Origin of the sequence: Niastella sp. (assembly GCF_045805085.1) — a bacterium.
In the GTDB taxonomy this organism is placed as follows: domain Bacteria; phylum Bacteroidota; class Bacteroidia; order Chitinophagales; family Chitinophagaceae; genus Niastella.
Genome location: NZ_JBJMLX010000479.1, coordinates 12,913 through 31,467, shown reverse-complemented (window position 1 = coordinate 31,467; position 18,555 = coordinate 12,913). Strand labels below are relative to the sequence as shown.

Annotated in this window: 14 protein-coding genes; 11 read left to right on the top strand and 3 right to left on the bottom strand. The window is 44.3% G+C overall.

The annotated features are described in order from the left end of the window. The first annotated feature begins 73 nt into the window (after positions 1 to 73). From ACJ751_RS25075 to ACJ751_RS25035, 9 genes are all read left to right on the top strand, one after another. Positions 74 to 715, top strand: a complete 642-nt coding sequence (locus ACJ751_RS25075; protein ID WP_407748274.1) for an LON peptidase substrate-binding domain-containing protein — start codon at positions 74 to 76, stop codon at positions 713 to 715. Positions 716 to 803: 88 nt separating this feature from the next. Continuing rightward, a complete protein-coding gene (locus ACJ751_RS25070; protein WP_407748273.1) occupies positions 804 to 1,538 on the top strand; it encodes a type III pantothenate kinase in 735 nt (244 codons plus the stop codon). A 27-nt stretch (positions 1,539 to 1,565) separates the two neighbouring features. After that, positions 1,566 to 2,144 (top strand): LPS export ABC transporter periplasmic protein LptC, encoded by a 579-nt coding sequence (gene lptC, locus ACJ751_RS25065; protein ID WP_407748272.1) that lies wholly within the window; start codon positions 1,566 to 1,568, stop codon positions 2,142 to 2,144. A gap of 63 nt (positions 2,145 to 2,207) precedes the next feature. Further along, positions 2,208 to 3,194: a potassium channel beta subunit family protein gene (locus ACJ751_RS25060; RefSeq protein ID WP_407748271.1), complete on the top strand. Its 987-nt coding sequence runs from the start codon at positions 2,208 to 2,210 to the stop codon at positions 3,192 to 3,194. 1,365 nt (positions 3,195 to 4,559) lie between these two features. Further along, positions 4,560 to 5,201 (top strand): TetR/AcrR family transcriptional regulator, encoded by a 642-nt coding sequence (locus tag ACJ751_RS25055; protein WP_407748270.1) that lies wholly within the window; start codon positions 4,560 to 4,562, stop codon positions 5,199 to 5,201. Beyond that, on the top strand, positions 5,191 to 6,552 hold the full coding sequence (locus ACJ751_RS25050; RefSeq protein ID WP_407748269.1) for a TolC family protein: 1,362 nt from the start codon (positions 5,191 to 5,193) through the stop codon (positions 6,550 to 6,552). The genes ACJ751_RS25055 and ACJ751_RS25050 overlap by 11 nt, the downstream gene beginning before the upstream one ends. Before the next feature lie 30 nt (positions 6,553 to 6,582). Continuing rightward, positions 6,583 to 7,635: an HlyD family secretion protein gene (locus tag ACJ751_RS25045; protein ID WP_407748268.1), complete on the top strand. Its 1,053-nt coding sequence runs from the start codon at positions 6,583 to 6,585 to the stop codon at positions 7,633 to 7,635. A 43-nt stretch (positions 7,636 to 7,678) separates the two neighbouring features. Next, positions 7,679 to 9,226 (top strand): DHA2 family efflux MFS transporter permease subunit, encoded by a 1,548-nt coding sequence (locus ACJ751_RS25040; RefSeq protein WP_407748267.1) that lies wholly within the window; start codon positions 7,679 to 7,681, stop codon positions 9,224 to 9,226. Positions 9,227 to 9,992: 766 nt separating this feature from the next. Beyond that, entirely contained in the window at positions 9,993 to 10,814 is an 822-nt protein-coding gene (locus tag ACJ751_RS25035) for an SDR family oxidoreductase (RefSeq protein WP_407748266.1), read from the top strand. A 63-nt stretch (positions 10,815 to 10,877) separates the two neighbouring features. Here the strand turns inward: ACJ751_RS25035 and lysS are convergent, their stop codons facing one another. The 3 genes from lysS to ACJ751_RS25020 form a co-directional block, all read right to left on the bottom strand. After that, positions 10,878 to 12,404 carry a lysine--tRNA ligase gene (lysS, locus tag ACJ751_RS25030; RefSeq protein ID WP_407748265.1) on the bottom strand — a complete coding sequence of 509 codons (1,527 nt, stop codon included), beginning with the start codon at positions 12,402 to 12,404 and terminating at the stop codon, positions 10,878 to 10,880. 99 nt (positions 12,405 to 12,503) lie between these two features. Continuing rightward, positions 12,504 to 13,385, bottom strand: a complete 882-nt coding sequence (locus tag ACJ751_RS25025) for a flavin reductase family protein (protein ID WP_407748264.1) — start codon at positions 13,383 to 13,385, stop codon at positions 12,504 to 12,506. Positions 13,386 to 13,396: 11 nt separating this feature from the next. After that, complete coding sequence (locus ACJ751_RS25020) at positions 13,397 to 14,407, bottom strand: fumarylacetoacetate hydrolase family protein (RefSeq protein WP_407748263.1); 1,011 nt, start codon at positions 14,405 to 14,407, stop codon at positions 13,397 to 13,399. A 287-nt stretch (positions 14,408 to 14,694) separates the two neighbouring features. Here ACJ751_RS25020 and ACJ751_RS25015 point away from each other — a divergent pair, with 287 nt between their 5' ends. Both ACJ751_RS25015 and ACJ751_RS25010 read left to right on the top strand, forming a co-directional pair. Continuing rightward, positions 14,695 to 15,942 (top strand): serine hydrolase, encoded by a 1,248-nt coding sequence (locus tag ACJ751_RS25015; protein WP_407748262.1) that lies wholly within the window; start codon positions 14,695 to 14,697, stop codon positions 15,940 to 15,942. 4 nt (positions 15,943 to 15,946) lie between these two features. After that, entirely contained in the window at positions 15,947 to 18,421 is a 2,475-nt protein-coding gene (locus ACJ751_RS25010; RefSeq protein ID WP_407748261.1) for a glycoside hydrolase family 9 protein, read from the top strand. Positions 18,422 to 18,555 lie beyond the last annotated feature (134 nt).

The following is an 18,555-nucleotide window of genomic DNA, read 5'->3' as shown; positions in this document are numbered from 1 at the left end:
GAATACTGTTCAATTTTATGAAATAATCACAAAGTGGTAGATTGCGGTCATAAGTGAAAAAAGAGTAAGTGTTATGACAAATTTTATTCCCATATTCCCCCTGAGCGTAGTAGTTTTTCCAGGTGAAAAAGTACATCTCCATATTTTTGAGCCTCGCTATAAGCAATTAATAAGTGAATGCTTCGAATCCAAAAAAACCTTTGGTATTCCGTCGGTTGTAAATAACAGGTTGCAGGAATTGGGCACCCTGGTGCAGGTGAACGAGATAGTGCAAACATATGAGAACGGCGAAATGGATATCAAGACAGAAGGGTTGCGCATTTTTCGGGTATTGGAGGTAATTAAACAGGTGCCCGATAAATTATACAGCGGCGCCATTGTAAACTATCCCGAAAATGATGATGCCGGCAACCGGGAGCTGATGCAAAAAGTAGTGAAAGGGGTGAAGGAAATGCATCGCCTGTTGAATATTTCAAAAGATTTTAAAAAGCCCGAAGAGGAATTAAGGTCTTATGATGTGGGGCATCATGCGGGTATGTCGCTCGAGGAAGAATATGAGTTTTTAGGGTTGATGAAAGAACTGCAACGGCAGGAGTTTATAAAACGGCATTTACAAAAAGTATTGCCCATGTTACTGGAAATGGAACAGTTAAAAGAAAAAGTAAAACTGAACGGGCATTTCCGGAATTTATCGGCGTTTGACTTCGATCTGTAGTTCCTGAAGAATCTTTTTTGGCGGAAACAAAAAAATCACATTTCTTCATCCTGTATTTGATCCAGGAAACCGTTTAAATCTATACAGATTGGTTCATACAACTACGCTTTGCTTTGACTTCGGCAATACCCGGTTGAAATGTGCCGTGTTTAATAACAGGGAATTACAGGAGGTGCTGATACTGGAAAATGATAGCAATGACACCATACAACACCTGATTGCTACTTATAAACCTGCCAAATCAATACTGTCATCAGTAGTAAATCATAATCCTGAAATGGAGCAGCTGCTGACTGCAGCCTCCCGGTTCCATAAACTCAATCACCAGTCAAAAATACCCATCACCACACCTGTTGGTAAGCCTTCGGATATTGGGGCCGATCGCCTGGCGCTGATGGCCGCCGCCGTTGATCTTTTTCCCACACATAACAATCTGGTAATAGGGTTGGGGAGCGCCATCACCTATAATTTCGTTAATAAGAATAAAGAGTTTTTGGGGGGTGGAATATCACCGGGTATGGAAATGCGGTTTAAATCATTAAAGCTGTTTACCGCCAAACTTCCCCTGGTTGAAAAGGACTGGAATTTACCCCTGATAGGCTACGATACCCGTACCAATATACTCAGTGGCGTTATTCTGGGAATGGCCAAGGAAATAGATGGCATGATAAACGCCTATGCAGAGCGGTACAGGAACTTTAACGTGGTCTTAACCGGGGGCGATGCACCCTATTTTGTGTATCATTTGAAAAACAGGATATTTGCAGACCCCGACCTGATTTTCAAGGGACTTTATGCTATCAGCGAACACAATAATGTATAATAGAATGTAGTTGTTAGCAGGCGAAATATGCGAAGAACCAGGATTACATATTATTTTGTTACCGCAACCCTGTTGATGGGTTGTTTTTTTGTATTTACGGCTTGTGAGAACGATGAAAAAGAGGTTGACAAATTCTTTAAAAAGCAGGTAGCTGTTGAAGAGGCCAGAAATGTTGAAAGCTATTTAAGTCAGTCGGGCACCGTAAAAGCCAAACTCACCTCACCGTATATGTTACGGGTACAGGCTGATTCGCCCTATATGGAATTTCCCCGTACCATGCATGTTGATTTTTATAATGACAGCACCGTTGTAGAAAGCACGGTGGATTCCCGTTATGCCAAGTATGTTGAGTATGACCATAAAGTACTGTTGCGCGACAGTGTACTGGTGCAAAGCCTTAAAAATGGCGATACCCTACGCACCCAGGAGCTTTGGTGGGACCAGGATAAAAAAGAATTCTACACCGATAAACCCGCCCACGTATACCAGCGGGATAAAATAATCTTTGCCAAAAACGGGTTGCGCGCCGCCCAGGATCTTACTTCCTACACTTTTTACAGCAGTTCAGGCCCCATGCTGGTGCCTCAAAATGGAATGCCGCAATAGACCCAATAAAGTTTTGTTGGCTAAAGCCCTTCAGCCTTACATTTGGTTCCTAAACACATTTTTATGGAATACAGACGATTGGGCCGGTCGGGCGTTCAGCTGAGCGTTCTCTCCTTTGGCAGCTGGGTAACATTTCACAAACAAATAGATGATAGTCTAGCAGATACCTTAATGGGCATGTCGTATGATGCGGGCATTAATTTTTTTGATAATGCGGAAGGCTATGCGTTGGGTGAGAGTGAGAAAATGATGGGCCGCGTGCTGAAACAAAAGAACTGGGACCGTACCTCCTATGTGTTGTCCTCAAAAGTATTTTTTGGCTGGCGGAAGAACAGCAAACCCAATCAGACAGGCTTAAGCAGAAAACATATTGTAGAGGCCTGCCATGAAGCGCTGGGCCGACTGCAGCAGGATTACCTCGATCTGTATTTCTGCCATCGCCCCGATCCTACGGTGCCTGTTGAAGAAGTGGTTTGGACCATGCACAACCTGATACAACAGGGCAAAGTTTTGTATTGGGGAACCAGCATGTGGAGCGGCGCCGAAATTATGGAAGCGCACCGGGTGGCGCAACAGTATTGTCTTATAGGCCCTGTGATGGAGCAGCCGCAATACAATATGTTCGAACGGCATAAAATGGAAATGGATTACCTGCCCGTGTTTCAGAATGTGGGCCTGGGAACCACCATCTGGAGCCCGCTGGCAGCCGGCTTTTTGACCGGAAAATATAATGAAGGCATTCCTGACGATTCAAGGCTGGCCATTTCAGGCTTTGGCTGGTTAAAGGACAGATGGATCCAGGATGAAAAATTAAAAAAGGTAAAACAGCTTACCGAACTGGCCAAACAACTGAATGTTTCACTGGCGGCCCTGTCCATTGCATGGACTATAAAAAATCCGAATGTGACCACGGCTATCCTGGGTGCTACCAAAACCGAACAATTACAGGAGAACCTGAAAGCATTGGAGGCGCTGAAAGTATTGACACCCGAAGTACAGGAGCAAATAGAAAATATTTTACAGAACAAGCCGCAGATGGACCTTGCATAGGCGGTTCAATAAATAAATCCACAAAGAACATGTATGCCCCGGTAACCCCGGGGTATTTTTTTTAATGCGTGATTGTACTTGCTGGTAATTTCAGCATCTAACGGTGACATGTACATAGAATGATCCTAAGTAATAATGCTATTGCAGGAAAAAAGTGTATTGAATATCGGTATTATTACTATTCCCTTTTTGAAAAAACAGCAGCGGATATCCCGATAAAAAAAATCTGAAAGAATTACTTAAGATATCTACCCCTTTCGTTGTTTCTTATCATATAGCTACCGAAAAAAAGAAATTTAAGTTATATAAACTTTCTAATAGGGGTTAAATAGTGCATAGGGCAAAAAGGCCGCCTTTTTTCAAGGGCGGCATTATTTTCTTGCTAAAGTTCAGCAGCACAAGCCGCCTCAAAAAACTAAGTGAGGGTATAAATAAGAAAACCGGCTTAGAGAAGCCGGTTCATACCCTGATATTATTAAATGAGAACTAAGTGACTGTGTTATAACCTATGTTCAGCCTCTTACATCCTTTCTTCACTATAGCCTTAAACGGGTTATAGGTAACAGCATGTATAGATACCGGAACTAGTAAAAACACCATTGAAACGATAATACGTTTCAATTATTATCCGGTATCAATAAATTTTATTACTACTACATAATTACCCGTAAACAATGTTGGTGCGCCGGTTGGGCGTAGGTTTCAGCGTTTTGGCGCTCCGGGAACCTTGCCTGCTGGTGATACAAAATTGACCGCCCCGATGTGTACAAAATCAAAAATGTACTACATCGGGGCATGTTCTTTTCAGGGCCTGCTTCAGGGCTTTTTAAATACTAACCCATTCAAAATTGATGTTTAAACCAGAAAAAACGCAGTTTTAACCCACCCAAAGTCTGGGGTTTCTCTGGGTTTTGTCTGGGCTTGGTCTGGGCTTGGTCTGCGTTTAACCATAAAAAGAATATAAAGAAGTTCAAAATTGTACCGTACAGTGTAAACCGGATAGGCATCTTTGATACAGTACATTTTTGAACCGGATGCGGTACAGATTCGTACTCAGGGGCTAACATATGGCAGAGGATATCATTATAATCTTTGCTATTCATTTTCGGGCGGGTGCTCCACCGCAAGCCTGGCGGGGCTGTTTGTTATTTAATTGTTATCGGCAGCCTGCTGATCCATATCGCAATTTTTATGAAATGGTCCGGCTGATCTTCTTTACAATCAATTCTATAATGTCATCAACAGTTAGATCCCGTGGCCTGCTTTTTTAATAATTGCAACGACGTTTCGGGAAAAAGTTATTTAAACGTTTGTTTAATTTAAACGTTTGTTTAATTTTGTGGTTCCAAAAGAAAGAGGTTATATATGTCACTCACAGAAAAAGTAGATAAAAGAGCACACATCCTCTCGATTGCAGAGGAGCTGTTCGCAGAAAATGGATTTGATGGGGCTTCTGTGCGGGATATAGCGCAACGCGCGAACGTAAATCTTGCCATGATCTCTTATTACTTCGGTTCAAAAGAGAAGTTACTGGAAGCATTGATCGAAGACCGGGCCGGGTATACAACGGGTATTTTGGTGGAATTAGCTAAAAACCAAACGCTTACTCCCTGGGATAAAATAGACCGCCTGGTTGAGTTCTATATTGAAAAAATAATGAACAACTACCGGTTTCATTGTATCATGTCACAGACGTACTGCCAAACCCGGTCAACCGAAATAAAAGAGCTTATTATCAATATCAAAATGCGGAACCTGGAGGAGATAAAAAAAGTAATTTCCGACGGACAAAAGAAAAAGATATTCGGTAAAGTAGATGTGGAGCTTACTATGGCGAGTGTGTTTGGAACGCTGACCCAGGTGGTGAATTCAGCCGCCTTATATAGCCGCCTCATGAAAATAGAGGAATCAGATGATGCCACGTACCGTAAAAAAATGTCGACCCGGTTAAAGACGCATTTAAAACAAATGTTGCGGGCGCACCTGGATATAAAAAATGAAGAATAACATTTATAATATAGAACGCATGAACTTCACAAAGAAAATAGTATCGGGATTAGCCTTATTACTAACCATTTTTTCTGCACAAGCACAAACCAGAACCATTAGCCTGGAAGAAGCTGTTAACCTGGGGGTGCAAAACAGCAAACAATTAAAACTGGCTCAAAATAAAATTGAACAGGCTGTTTCACAACTGGATCAGGCAAAAGACGAAACAATGCCCACTGTAAAAGTGAGCGCAGGATACAGCCACGCCCTGATGTTGTCGAGAAGTTTTGCTTTGCCTTCAGATGGTGGCGGCGACCCCAAAAGCATGAAGTTCCCTTTTGATAACACCTTGTATCAGGGAACCCTCAGTATTAATCAACCCATTTTTGCGCAGGGCCGGTTCCGTTATGCCAAAGAATCAGCCAACATCCTGATCCAAAGCAGCAAGCTGGATGCAGATAAGGACAAAGATGAAATTGTGTACAACATCATCAGCGCCTATATCAACTTCTACAAAGTTCAGCAGAACCTGAAGATCATAGCGCAGAACATGGAAGACGTTGACCAGAAATTAACTGAGATCAAAAAGTTTGAAAGCCAGGGACTGGCTACCAAGAACGATGTATTACGTTTTCAATTAGAAAAATCGAATATTCAAATACAACAAGTAGAACTGGAACATAGCCGTAAGGTGGTGAATTATAACCTGGATATCTTGCTGGGTCTGCCTGACAATACAATGGTACAGGTACAGGACGTTGTTTACAAACTGGATATAACTGAAGGCTCGGATGTTTACATGAAGCAGGCCCTGCAAGATAGAAAGGAGTTTGGCTCCTTAAAGTACCAGGATAAACTGGCCGATATCAACATCAAGAAAATTCGCGACGAAAAATTACCTACCCTTGGCATTGGCGGTAATCTGTATTACATCAACCCTTCCAAAGCGTTGATCCCTAAAAGCGCCACTTACCTGGCTCCTTTTGTAGTAGGCCTTAATGCAAGCTGGGATATTACCGGGTTCTTCAAAAACAAGAACAAGGCAACGGAAGCCAGTTTACAAAAACAGGAAGTAACAGCTACCCGCGACGTAATTACCGACCAGGTGAAAATGGATGTGAACAAATCCTATGTTGAATACCAACAAACACTGGAAAAGATCAAATTGCTGAACGATGCTGTGGTACAGGCTACAGAAAATGAAAGAATAACCGAATCTAAATTCAAGAACAACCTGGTTACAACCACCGACCGGATTGAAGCGCAAACCCTGTTGTATCAATCGCGTTTAAATCTGGAGCTGGCGAAAGCTGATGCTACTGCCGCTTATTATACCCTTTTGAAAACAACCGGACACATTCAACCCTAACCATTTAAAAAAGTATTAAAGAGATATTGTATGAACGACGTTAAAAAGAGCAGTAAAGGAAAAAAGATCATTTTCCCTGTTATCCTGGGTCTTGTATTGGTAGGCGCCCTGGCGTTTACAGCTAAAGAATATTTCTATGGCCAAAGCCATGAAGAAACCGACAACGCCCAGATCGATGCCGACATCAGCCCGGTAGTTACAAGAGCAACCGGTTATATTAAAGATATTCGTTTTGTAGATAATCAGGTTGTACATGCAGGTGATACCCTGGTTGTGCTGGATGACCGCGATTTCCAGATCAGGCTGCAACAAGCCGAGGCTGCCCTGGCAGTCGCCAAACAATCGGTGAATGTATCGAAATATGCTGTGAACGAAGCTAGAACCGGTATTGCCACTGCACAGGCAAATATTGAAACAGCCAAAGTACGGGTTTGGAAAGCAACGGAAGATTTCAAACGGTACGAAGCTTTGTATGAAGACCACGCCATCACCAAGGCTCAGTATGATGCAGCCAAGGCTGAAAAAGATGCAGCAGAAGCCGCTTTACATGCAGCTGAAACTCAGGTGCCTGTAGTAAGTGAAAAAGTAAGCACCAACAAACAACAGGTGAATGCTACCGCTTCAAATATCGGTTTGCGTCAGGCAGATATAGATTATGCCAAATTGCAATTAAGCTACACTTTTATTACTGCCCCCACCGATGGTATTATTTCAAAGAAAACCATTCAACCAGGTCAACTGGTTCAGGCTGGTCAGTCATTGTTCTCTATTGTAAATGATAACGGGTTGTATTTGACAGCGAATTTCAAAGAAACACAAATTGAAAATATCAGGATCGGTCAGGCCGTGCATATTAATATCGATGCATTCGGCGATCATCCGATAAACGGAACGGTGGAATCATTTTCAGGTGCAACCGGCGCCAAATTCTCTTTGCTGCCTCCTGATAATGCTACCGGTAACTTTGTAAAAGTTGTACAACGCGTACCGATTCGTATCAAGCTGGATAAATCAGATAAAGAATTCATTAATCGATTACGTCCTGGTTTAAGCGCCAAAGTGGTGGTTGATACCAAGAAATAAGTGTGGAATTGTTAGTTAGCCAATAACGTAAAAATATTTTAAAATGGCAGAACATGGATTTAGGAAGTGGATCATCACCATTACGGTGATCATGGCTTCGCTGCTGGAATTGATCGATACCACCATCGTGAACGTGGCTTTGCCGCAGATCATGGGTAACCTCGGTGCAACCCTTGAAGATGCGGGCTGGCTGGTTACGGGTTATGCGGTGGCCAACGTAATTATCTTACCCATGTCGGGCTGGTTAGGCGATCGTTTTGGCAGAAAGAATTATTTTCTCGCTTCCATCCTGATATTCACGCTGGCTTCGTATTTATGCGGACAGGCAACGACCCTTACTGAACTGATCATGTTCAGATTATTACAGGGTTTGGCGGGTGGTGGTTTGTTATCCACTGCACAGGCCATATTAATGGAAACCTGGCCGCGTGAAGAAATCGGCATGGCAACCGCCCTGTTTGGTTTGGGTGCGGTAGTAGGCCCTACGATCGGTCCCACAATTGGTGGCTACATTGTTGAAAATTCAAACTGGCCTTATATATTCTATGTGAATATCCCCGTAGGCGCCATTGCCGCCTTCCTGGTGTCGATGTTCGTGCGGGAGTCGCCTCAATTCGCTAAGGGTAAACCGATCGACTGGTGGGGCATTCTGTTGCTGGCCACCGGTGTGGGCAGCTTGCAGGTGGTGTTGGAAAAAGGAGAAACAGAAGACTGGTTTTCTACTCCATACATTGCTGTGCTGACCCTCACTACGATCCTGTCTGTCATTGGCTTTGTATGGCGGGAGCTAAGCACTGATCACCCCGTGGTTGATTTTCGCATTCTGAAAGACCGAAGTTTCGCAATAGGTATCGTTACCTCCTTTGCGCTTGGCTTCGCCTTATACGGGTCGGTATTTATATTCCCGGTATTTTGTCAGAACCTGTTACACTTTACCGCCCTGCAAACGGGATTGATCATGTTACCCAGTGGGGTGGCCACCATCGTGTGTATGCCATTTGTAGGTACCATGTTGAAGAAAGGCGTACCTGCCCAGTTTATGGCAACCGGTGGTTTCATTCTGTTCTTCATATTCTGCTGGATGTTATCAAACAGTACACTGGAATCAGGTACCGGTGATTTCTTCTGGCCGCTTATTATCCGTGGTATTGGTATGGCCATCCTGTTTGTACCATTGACCACCCTGGCCGTACAGGGCCTGCAGGGTAAACAAATTGGCCAGGGAACGGGATTGAATAACATGATGCGTCAGTTGGGAGGTTCATTTGGTGTGGCCATTCTTACTACCCTCATTCACCTGAAATCTGCGGCAGTTCGTAATGTGCTCATAGGATTTATTAATCCTTATAACCCGGCCTATACACAACAGCGGGACGGGCAGATCCGCCTGGCGCAGAGCCAGGGACATTCCTTAGCGGAGGCAACGCAAATGAGCAACGGGATAATGGAAGGAAATGTTATTAAGCAAACCATGCTGGTTACCTACGATAATATGTATATGATCATCGGGGTGTTTGTACTGGCGGCGATCCCGGTAATATTCCTGCAGAAATTCAAGAAGAAGCCGGTTATCGTTACCGATGCGCACTAAAAGAATTATTGGAAAACCCGAATATGGCTGGAACTACTAAAAGATCGCAAGCAGAGAGATAGATGAGATAAAGGACCCAAAGACAACAGGTAAAAATAGACAGGTTACATGTTTTAGAAAGTAAGCAATGCGATAGCTGAAATGTCTGAAGGTCCAAAGGATGAAAGTCCGGAAGGAGTAACCGCGAAAGCGGCCCGCTTCTTTCGGACTTTTGGTTTTATAATATGTTTGGGATGGGTATAAAAAGAAACAATCCCGGAGGTAATCCGGGACTGTCAAAAAGTTGTACTAAACCTTACCAAGAAGGAACAGGGTTCATCAGGAGGTACAAATTTTAAATTGTTTTCAAAGGATGCATTGGATTAGCGGATCTGGATTTTGTTTTGTTCTAATTGAATGATTCAGGAACGTACGGTTTTCAGGAACATTGGTTTTACTCGGTCTTTACTTTGGATCTTGGATCATCCCGTTTTAGCGGGATTGGTTTTTCTGGATTGTGAATTGGTTTTTCTCAGGATTTTTGGATCTGGTTTTTTGGATATTGGTGTTCTTGTGAATCAATCAATCTAACGATTACAAACATATTGTTAAAATATCGACTTTGCAAGCGGATAAACGCTCGATTTATAAATTTCAGAAATTACCTATGCAATAGTAGAACTACGTAATAGTGCAGGTGCTTATACTTTCAATTTCTATTTGAAGCTGAATTAGAATAAATTGTAGGAGGTTTTACAATTATGATTCACTGATAAAAGAAAATATCATGCCATTTAAAGGAAGAAAAATATTAATTACAGGTGGTTCGCGGGGAATAGGAAAAGCCATTGCTATGCGTTTAGCAGCCGATGGAGCCGATATTGCAATTGTTGGAAAGACAGCTGAACCTAATCCTAAACTGGAAGGGACCATTTATACAGCTGCCGAAGAAATTACCAAAGCCGGCGCCGGGAAAGTAGTTCCTATACAGGGAGATATTCGTTTTGAAGACAGCATTGACCAGATCGTAAAAACAACTGTGGATCAATTAGGCGGCATTGACATTCTTATCAACAATGCCAGCGCCATTAATTTGTCGCCCACTGAACAAATGGAGCCCAAACGCTGGGACCTGATGCATGATATAAATGTCCGGGGTACCTTTTTTATGAGCAAAGCGTGTATTCCCGCATTAAAAAAGAGTACAAATGCGCACATCCTGAATTTATCACCGCCTTTAACGTTGAACCCGGAATGGTTTGGCCGCTTTTTGGCGTATACCATCAGTAAATTCGGCATGAGTATGTGTGTATTGGGACTGGCGGAAGAATTAAAACCGCACCGGATTGGGGTGAATGCCCTGTGGCCAAAAACAACCATTGCCACGGCGGCCATTCAAAATATTGTTGGGGGCGATTTAATGGTGCAACGCAGCCGTAAACCAGAAATAGTGGCTGATGCGGCTTATTATATCCTGCAACGGCCCGGAGCTGAGTCTACCGGTAATTTCTTTATTGATGAGGATATTCTGATACAGCAGGGTATTACCGAATTTACGCACTATGCTGTAAACCCTTCGCAAAAATTAATGCCCGATCTTTTCTTATAAGCAAAAAGGTTCTCCCGTTGCAATGGGAGAACCTTTTTGTTGGTATAATTAAAAATATAATTTTTACTCACCTGTCTTTTCAGGGCGCATTTGCGGGAACAACAGCACGTCCTGGATGCTGGGCTGGTTGGTCATCAGCATCACCAACCGGTCGATACCAATACCAATACCCGATGTGGGCGGCATCCCATATTCAAGGGCGCGCAGGAAGTCATTGTCTATATACATCGCTTCATCATCACCCCGTTTTAATAGTTCAGCCTGCTCTTCAAAACGCTCGCGTTGATCGATGGGGTCATTCAGCTCGCTGTATGCATTGGCGATCTCTTTCCCATTTACCATCAGCTCAAAACGTTCAACCAGTCCGGCCTTGCTGCGGTGCTTTTTGGTAAGCGGGCTCATTTCAACCGGGTAGTCGATGATGAATGTAGGTTGGATGTAATGCATTTCACATTTCTCCCCAAACAGTTCATCGATCAGTTTGCCTTTGCCCATGCTGGCTTCGGTATGAATGTTCAGTTTTTTGCAAACCTCGCGCAATTCGCTTTCATTCATGTTGCTTACGTCGAAGCCGGTATGCTCTTTAATAGCATCGTATATGCTGATGCGCCTGAAGGGCGCTTTGAAATCAATATCCTTGTCACCTACTTTAACAGCTGTGGTATTATGCAGGGTGAGGGCTATCTTCTCAAACAGTTGTTCGGTGATCTCCATCATCCAGAAATAATCCTTGTAGGCAGTATACCATTCCAGCACGGTAAATTCGGGGTTATGGGTGCGGTCCATACCCTCGTTACGGAAGTTGCGGCTGAACTCATATACCCAGTCGAACCCGCCTACGATCAGGCGTTTCAGGTACAGCTCATTGGCGATGCGCAAATAAAAAGGCACGTCCAGCGCATTGTGATGCGTAATGAACGGACGGGCAGCTGCACCACCGGGGATGGCCTGCAATACCGGCGTATCTACTTCCAGGGCGCCCTGGGCATTCAGGAAATCACGGATGGTATTGATAAGCTGACTGCGTTTTAAGAACGTGTCTTTTACCGTTGGGTTAATGATCAGATCTACATACCGCTGCCGGTAACGGAACTCGGGGTCAGTTACGGCATCAAAGGTTTCGCCTTCTTTTTCCTTAACGATCGGTAATGGTTTCAGCGATTTGGTAAGGAAGGTGAGTTCGGTGACATGCACGGAGGTTTCACCGGTTTTTGTGGTGAACACATATCCCTTCACGCCAAAGATATCGCCGATATCAGTAAGGTGCTTCCATACTTTATCGTACAGCGTTTTGTCCTCACCAGGGCAGATCTCATCGCGTTTAACGTACAATTGAATACTTCCGGTGCTGTCCTGCATTTTGGCAAAAGAAGCCTTGCCCATATCGCGAATGCTCATGATACGGCCAGCCAGACATACATCGGCAAAATCGGCTTTATTTTCTTCACCCTTGTATTCCTGCTTTATTTTTTCAGCAGTAATATTAACCGGGTAAAGCGGTGCGGGGTATGGATCGATACCCAGCTTTTGTAATTCCTGTAATTTCTCGCGTCTAATGATCTCCTGTTCAGACAAATGTTGTGTACTCATATAATTGCAAATGCGGCTGCAAAGGTAGGGAAAACCAGTTACCGGATACCAGTTTACGGTTACCGGTTTTCCTGGTAACTGGTATCCGGTAACTGGTAACTAATTCAGCGCCAGTAACACCTGCCAGGCTTCCTGTACTTTGCCTTCGCTCAACAGCTTTTTGGCATATATATGTAATTCGGTTTCCATTTCGGCGGGATTTACGGAATAGTACTGAAAAATGCTTTTTAGGCGCTCATCGTCAAAGGAAGGGTCAATAACCGGCATTTCGTGTACATTGCCCAACTGGCCCAGGTTATTCCCGCTAAGGATCTTACTGTTTTTAATGGGAGCGGGCAGCGCATCGATGCCAATACCCAGTTTGGTATTGGGTTTTTCAACCATAAAAAGATTGGTTTCATCCACCTTGCAGTACCAGTCGCCGCCAAGGCGGGCCACATGGTGCAGCTTGCGCTGGTCTATCATGCCGTTTTCATTCAGTATTTCATCGGCAATATGCATGCGCAGTACCTCGCAAAGCACCAGGTTGCCTGCCCCGCCTTCGGTGCCCAGTGGTTTTATTTCATGCACTTTGCATTCCATTTTTACCTTGCTTTCCTTTACCATGGGTGGTTTTACGAGCGTAGCCGGTTCGGCAGTAAACCCTGCTTTGCTGAATTCGTTCACCTCTTTTGGGAACTCGCAACTGGCCAAACTGGTTTGGTATACCATATCGTAATCAACAATATTGATCACTACTTCAGGCACCTCCAGTACATTTTGTAAACTGTGTTTGGTGGTATTATCGCGCACCCGCCGGCTGGGTGAAAAGATCACCATCGGCGGGTTGCTGCTGAACATATTGAAAAAGCTGAAGGGGCTCAGGTTTACATTGCCTGCGTTATCGATGGTGCTGGCAAAACAAATAGGCCGGGGCGCTATGGCATGTTGCAGATAATTTTGTTTCAGCACCGGTGTAAGGTCTTTTAAATCGATGATCATGTTGCAGCGAATTAAACTGATTTTTTTCTGGCAAATAATGAAAAATCATCGTCTTCCTGTACGATCGTGTTGCTGAGAATGCCCAGCCCGTCCACTTCCATTTCCACCACATCGCCGGGTTGCAGCCATTGTTCAACGTAATTGGGATCGTTCAGTTTTCCTGTGCCATTCAATTCTAAAAAGCAACCAGTGCCTACAGTACCGCTGCCGATCACATCACCGGGGTTCAGATCAACGCCATAGGAGGCTCTTTCAATGATCTCGGCAAAGGTCCAGTCCATATCTTTCATATTGCCATCGCTCACCTGTTTGCCATTTACCCGGCATTGCATACGCAGGTTAAAGTTTTTACCGGTATGGCCGGCTTTTGCAGGCACTTCGTATTGTTGTAATTCATCTAAAGTAACCAGCCAGGGACCTATAACGGTGGAGAAATCTTTTCCTTTTGCGGGTCCCAGGTTCAACAGCATTTCTTCCATTTGCAGGCGGCGGGCGCTCATATCGTTCATGTTCATCAGGCCACCAATATATTCATCGGCGTCTTCGGCCCTGATGTTGCGGCCAGGTTTGCTGATCACAATGGCCACTTCCAACTCAAAGTCGAGTTTTTCAAAATGATCGGGCATACATTGAATGTCGCCGGGGCCCTGAATGCTATGGTGATTGGTAAAATAGAAAATGGGGTATTGGTCAAACTGGGGGATCATGGGCACTTTACGGTTACGCCGGGCCGCTTCCACATGTTGGCGAAAGGCATACCCATCGCGGCAGGAGTGGGGAAAAGGAACGGGGGCCAGAAGGGTGACGCTATCGTACGGAAAGCCCTTGCTTTTGGGGATCTTTCCTTCTTTGATCATCATTTCGCCAGCCAGCGCCATGGAATAGGCGTCTTCCCAGTAAACAAGGAACATATTCATATTTGTCGGCAGATCGGGGTGTAAAACTTCGGCATCATATAGTAGTCCGTCTACCAGTATGGCTACACGGTCATGACCTTCGCTGAGGTAAGAAATAAGTTTCATGTATGGCAGTATTTAATGGGGTGCAATTTAGGTTAACTGGTTGACAAGTTGACGAGTTAACAAGTTGACAAGTTAACCAGGGATTGAGGTGAGGCGTAGGAGGTAAAAAGTGAAGAGGTTGATAGGGTTGATGGAGTTGATATAGTTGATAAGAGAGGCATGAGGTAGGAAGATTAAAAAATTAGGAGTTTGAATAATGTCGCGAGGCCAAAATGCCGATTGCCGATTGCCGGAATCTGCGGTATAAAAAATTATCATCCGGTTTCATTTGTTTGTAACTTTTGCCCATGAAACAATTGGTGGTAGTAACAGCCTTGTTAGCAACAGTTGGCGTGGTTCGTGCACAAAGAAAAACGGATAAATGGCTTGAACAGCTGATCCGTGAACAGGCTTCGCCCTTTTTAAAAGATGTGTTGAACCAGCCCGATACGTTTCATTACCAGCTTATATACACAAAGATCGACCGGGATAAACATAACAAACCCCATTTTACCAATTATTATTTCAGGGTGAACCGCGATGAATACTTTAACCCTGCCTCCATGGTTAAATTACCCACGGCCTTGCTGGCCCTGGAAAAGATCAATACCTTAAGTAAGTATGGTGTTACCAAATACACCACCATGCTTACCGATAGCGCCTTCAGCCGCCAGACAAAAGTAAAATACGACAGCAGCGCCGCTAACTACCTGCCATCTGTAGCCCAATACGTAAAGAAGGTCTTTCTGGTCAGCGATAATGATGCCTATAACCGCTTGTATGAATTTGTTGGCCAGCAGCAATTGAATGAACGCCTGTGGCAAATGGGTTATAAGGATACGCGTATTACCCGCCGCTTTGTGACCATGGATGAGAATGAGAACCGCCATACCAACCCCATCCGGTTTATGCAGGGTGATAGTTTGTTGTATAAACAATTGCCGTTGTACAACCCCGACCCGTTCGATTTTCATAAGAAAATATTGATTGGCCGGGCGCATTTTAACCGGTATGACAGTTTGATAAAAGAACCTTTCGACTTTACCACGCATAATAATTTCCCGTTGGAAGATATGCAGCAGGTACTGCAGGCTGCCTTATTTCCCGAGGTAACACCTGCTGAAAAACAGTTTCACCTTCAACCCGATGATTATACATTCCTGCATCGGTATATGAGCGAACTGCCATCAGAAAGCGATTACCCGCGTTATGACACCACCGAGTTTTTCGACAGCTATACCAAATTCTTTATGTTCAAGGCCTGGCGCAGCAAGATCCCGCCTTATATGCGGGTATTTAATAAAACGGGCTGGTCGTATGGCTTTTTAACCGATGTGGCCTATATCGTGGATTTCAGGAATAAGATTGAATTCATGGTAAGCGGTAATATTTATGTGAACAGCGATGGGGTGCTGAATGATGATAAATATGAGTATGAAGAAACGGGGTATCCTTTTTTTAAGGAAGTAGGAAATATTATTTACCAATATGAACTGAAACGGAAAAGAAAGTATTCGCCCAACCTGAGCGCCTTTCAGTTTGATTATCGTAATTGATTGTATGATGAAGTGTCTGCCTTGCATTCTTATTGTTTTACTGTTAACCACCATTGGTTTTACCGTTACTGCACAAACGCAAACAAGTTGGGTGCGAATAAATTTATTGGGCTACAAACCTGATAACCCCAAAGTAGCGGTATGGTGCAGCAAGGAGAAAAATGCTGTTACCGGTTTTTCTATTATTGATGTAGCCAGCGGAAAAACAGTTTTTACCGGAAAAGCCGGTAAGGCATATGGCGGGTATGGACCATTTATCCAAACGGGCCGGTTGAATTTTACCGCCTTCAAAAAACCGGGCCGCTATATTATAAAAGCAGGCGAGGCCAGTTCCCCTGAATTTACCATTGGGGCCGATGTGTATAAAGGTGCTGCGGATTTTTGTTTACGATATCTGCGGCAGCAACGCAGTGGGTTTAATCCATTCCTGAAAGACAGCTGCCATACGCATGACGGCTATACGCTGTATGGTCCCATGCCCGATAGCACGCATATAGATGTAAGTGGTGGCTGGCACGATGCCTCCGATTATCTGCAATATGTAACAACCTCCGCCAATGCCACCTGGCATTTGCTGGCGGCGGCGCGCGATTTCCCCACCGCATTTGGCGATGAGTACCTGGCAAATGGATTACCCGGAAAAAATAACCGGGCTGATGTATTGGATGAAGCCCGCTGGGGGCTGAACTGGTTGCTTAAAATGCATCCTCAAAAGGATTGGCTTTTTAACCAGATTGCCGACGATCGCGACCATCATGGAATGCGGTTGCCCAAAGAAGATAGTTTTTATGGCCGTGGCTTTGAACGGCCCGTATACTTTTGTACCACCCAACCACAGGGTTTTGGAAAGTATAAGAACCGGTCAACCGGACTGGCTTCCACAGCTGGCAAGTTTGCCAGTGCATTTGCTTTGGGCGCTCAATTATTCCAGGATACGTTGTTGCAAAACCGGGCCTTATCGGCCTGGTTGCTCGGCGTTGAAAAACCCGGGGTTTGCCAAACCGCACCAGGCCGCTCACCTTATTTTTATGAAGAAGATAACTGGACAGATGATATGGAACTGGCTGGTGCTTCCCTTGCTGCTATAAACGCGGCCAATAAAAAATATGCAGCCGCTGCTCAAACTTACGCTAAAGGTGAAACCATAACGCCCTGGCTGGGGGCAGATACTGCCCGCCATTACCAGTGGTACCCGTTTATCAATACCGGGCATTATGAACTGGCAAAATTGTCAACAGGTACTGAGCGCGCCACACTAATAAATTATTATAAACAAGGCATCGAACGCGTATGGCAGAAAGCCCGGAAAAACGCCTTTTACCGGGGCGTGCCATTTATCTGGTGCAGTAACAACCTCACTACATCATTTGCCATACAATGTTATTGGTACCGCCAGTTGAGCGGCGATGCTACCTATAGCGAACTGGAACAGGCTTGCTTTGACTGGTTATTGGGTTGCAATCCCTGGGGCACCAGTATGGTGTATGGGTTACCTGCCGGAGGCGATACGCCAACAGATCCGCATTCGGCTTTTAGTCATATAGGTCATTATCCCATAGATGGCGGGCTGGTTGATGGACCGGTGTATGGTTCTATTTATAAAAGTCTTATTGGTATAACATTGAATGAGCCCGATGAATATGCTGCATTCCAAAGCGACCTTGTTGTGTATCATGATGATTATGGCGACTATAGCACCAATGAACCAACTATGGATGGAACGGCCTCGCTGGTTTATTTACTGGCCGCCAAAGAGATAGGGAAGGTTAAACAATCAACTGTTACCTATGATCACGGAGCCATTACGCGGGGAAGCGTAAATAAAAAGCAACTGGCCCTTGTTTTTACCGGCGACGAGTATGCTGATGGCAGTGCTTATATAGCCCGGTTATTACAAAAGGAAAATAGTAAGGCATCCTTTTTCTTTACCGGGCGGTTTTATCGCAATGGGGCTAACAAACAGATCATAACGCAGTTGCGGAAACAAGGTAATTATCTGGGGCCTCACTCTGACCAACACCTGTTATATTGCGATTGGAACCAACGTGACAGTGTGCTTGTTACACATGAACAATTTACTCATGACCTGGCCAATAACTATAAGGCTATGGCTGTGGTTGGTATCAATAAAAAAGATGCATTATATTTTCTTCCGCCTTATGAATGGTACAATGATTCTATTGCTGTGTGGGCCAAACAACAGGGAATACAACTGTTGAATTACACCCCGGGCACTTACAGCAATGCTGATTACACCACTCCCGACATGAAGAACTACCGCAGCAGTGTGGCAATATTAGATTCAATTATTAATTATGAACAACGAAGCCTCACCGGTTTAAATGGTTTTATCCTGCTGATACACATAGGTACACATCCTGCCCGTACAGATAAATTCTATTACCAGCTTCCTGCATTGCTTAACTATCTCCGCCAAAGGAAATACACCTTGACCACCGTCAATAATTTATTACAGTAGCTGGAACTGTGGAAATATTTCCCTAACGGTCGTCATTAAAATTCGGATAGAAAATCAGGCGAACAAAATTTTCAAACGTAGTTGAACCATTTTTTGATAATGGGGTTATGAATATTGCACCAACCTTTCCAACT

Excerpts from the sequence above, each read along its gene's own strand:
- lptC (WP_407748272.1), top strand. The coding sequence starts at position 1,566 with ATGCGAAGAACCAGGATTACATATTATTTTGTTACCGCAACCCTGTTG.
- ACJ751_RS25055 (WP_407748270.1), top strand. The coding sequence starts at position 4,560 with ATGTCACTCACAGAAAAAGTAGATAAAAGAGCACACATCCTCTCGATT.
- ACJ751_RS25025 (WP_407748264.1), bottom strand. The coding sequence starts at position 13,385 with ATGATCATCGATTTAAAAGACCTTACACCGGTGCTGAAACAAAATTAT.
- ACJ751_RS25045 (WP_407748268.1), top strand. The coding sequence starts at position 6,583 with ATGAACGACGTTAAAAAGAGCAGTAAAGGAAAAAAGATCATTTTCCCT.
- ACJ751_RS25010 (WP_407748261.1), top strand. The coding sequence starts at position 15,947 with ATGATGAAGTGTCTGCCTTGCATTCTTATTGTTTTACTGTTAACCACC.
- ACJ751_RS25060 (WP_407748271.1), top strand. The coding sequence starts at position 2,208 with ATGGAATACAGACGATTGGGCCGGTCGGGCGTTCAGCTGAGCGTTCTC.
- ACJ751_RS25020 (WP_407748263.1), bottom strand. The coding sequence starts at position 14,407 with ATGAAACTTATTTCTTACCTCAGCGAAGGTCATGACCGTGTAGCCATA.
- ACJ751_RS25040 (WP_407748267.1), top strand. The coding sequence starts at position 7,679 with ATGGCAGAACATGGATTTAGGAAGTGGATCATCACCATTACGGTGATC.
- ACJ751_RS25050 (WP_407748269.1), top strand. The coding sequence starts at position 5,191 with ATGAAGAATAACATTTATAATATAGAACGCATGAACTTCACAAAGAAA.
- lysS (WP_407748265.1), bottom strand. The coding sequence starts at position 12,404 with ATGAGTACACAACATTTGTCTGAACAGGAGATCATTAGACGCGAGAAA.
- ACJ751_RS25075 (WP_407748274.1), top strand. The coding sequence starts at position 74 with ATGACAAATTTTATTCCCATATTCCCCCTGAGCGTAGTAGTTTTTCCA.
- ACJ751_RS25035 (WP_407748266.1), top strand. The coding sequence starts at position 9,993 with ATGCCATTTAAAGGAAGAAAAATATTAATTACAGGTGGTTCGCGGGGA.
- ACJ751_RS25015 (WP_407748262.1), top strand. The coding sequence starts at position 14,695 with ATGAAACAATTGGTGGTAGTAACAGCCTTGTTAGCAACAGTTGGCGTG.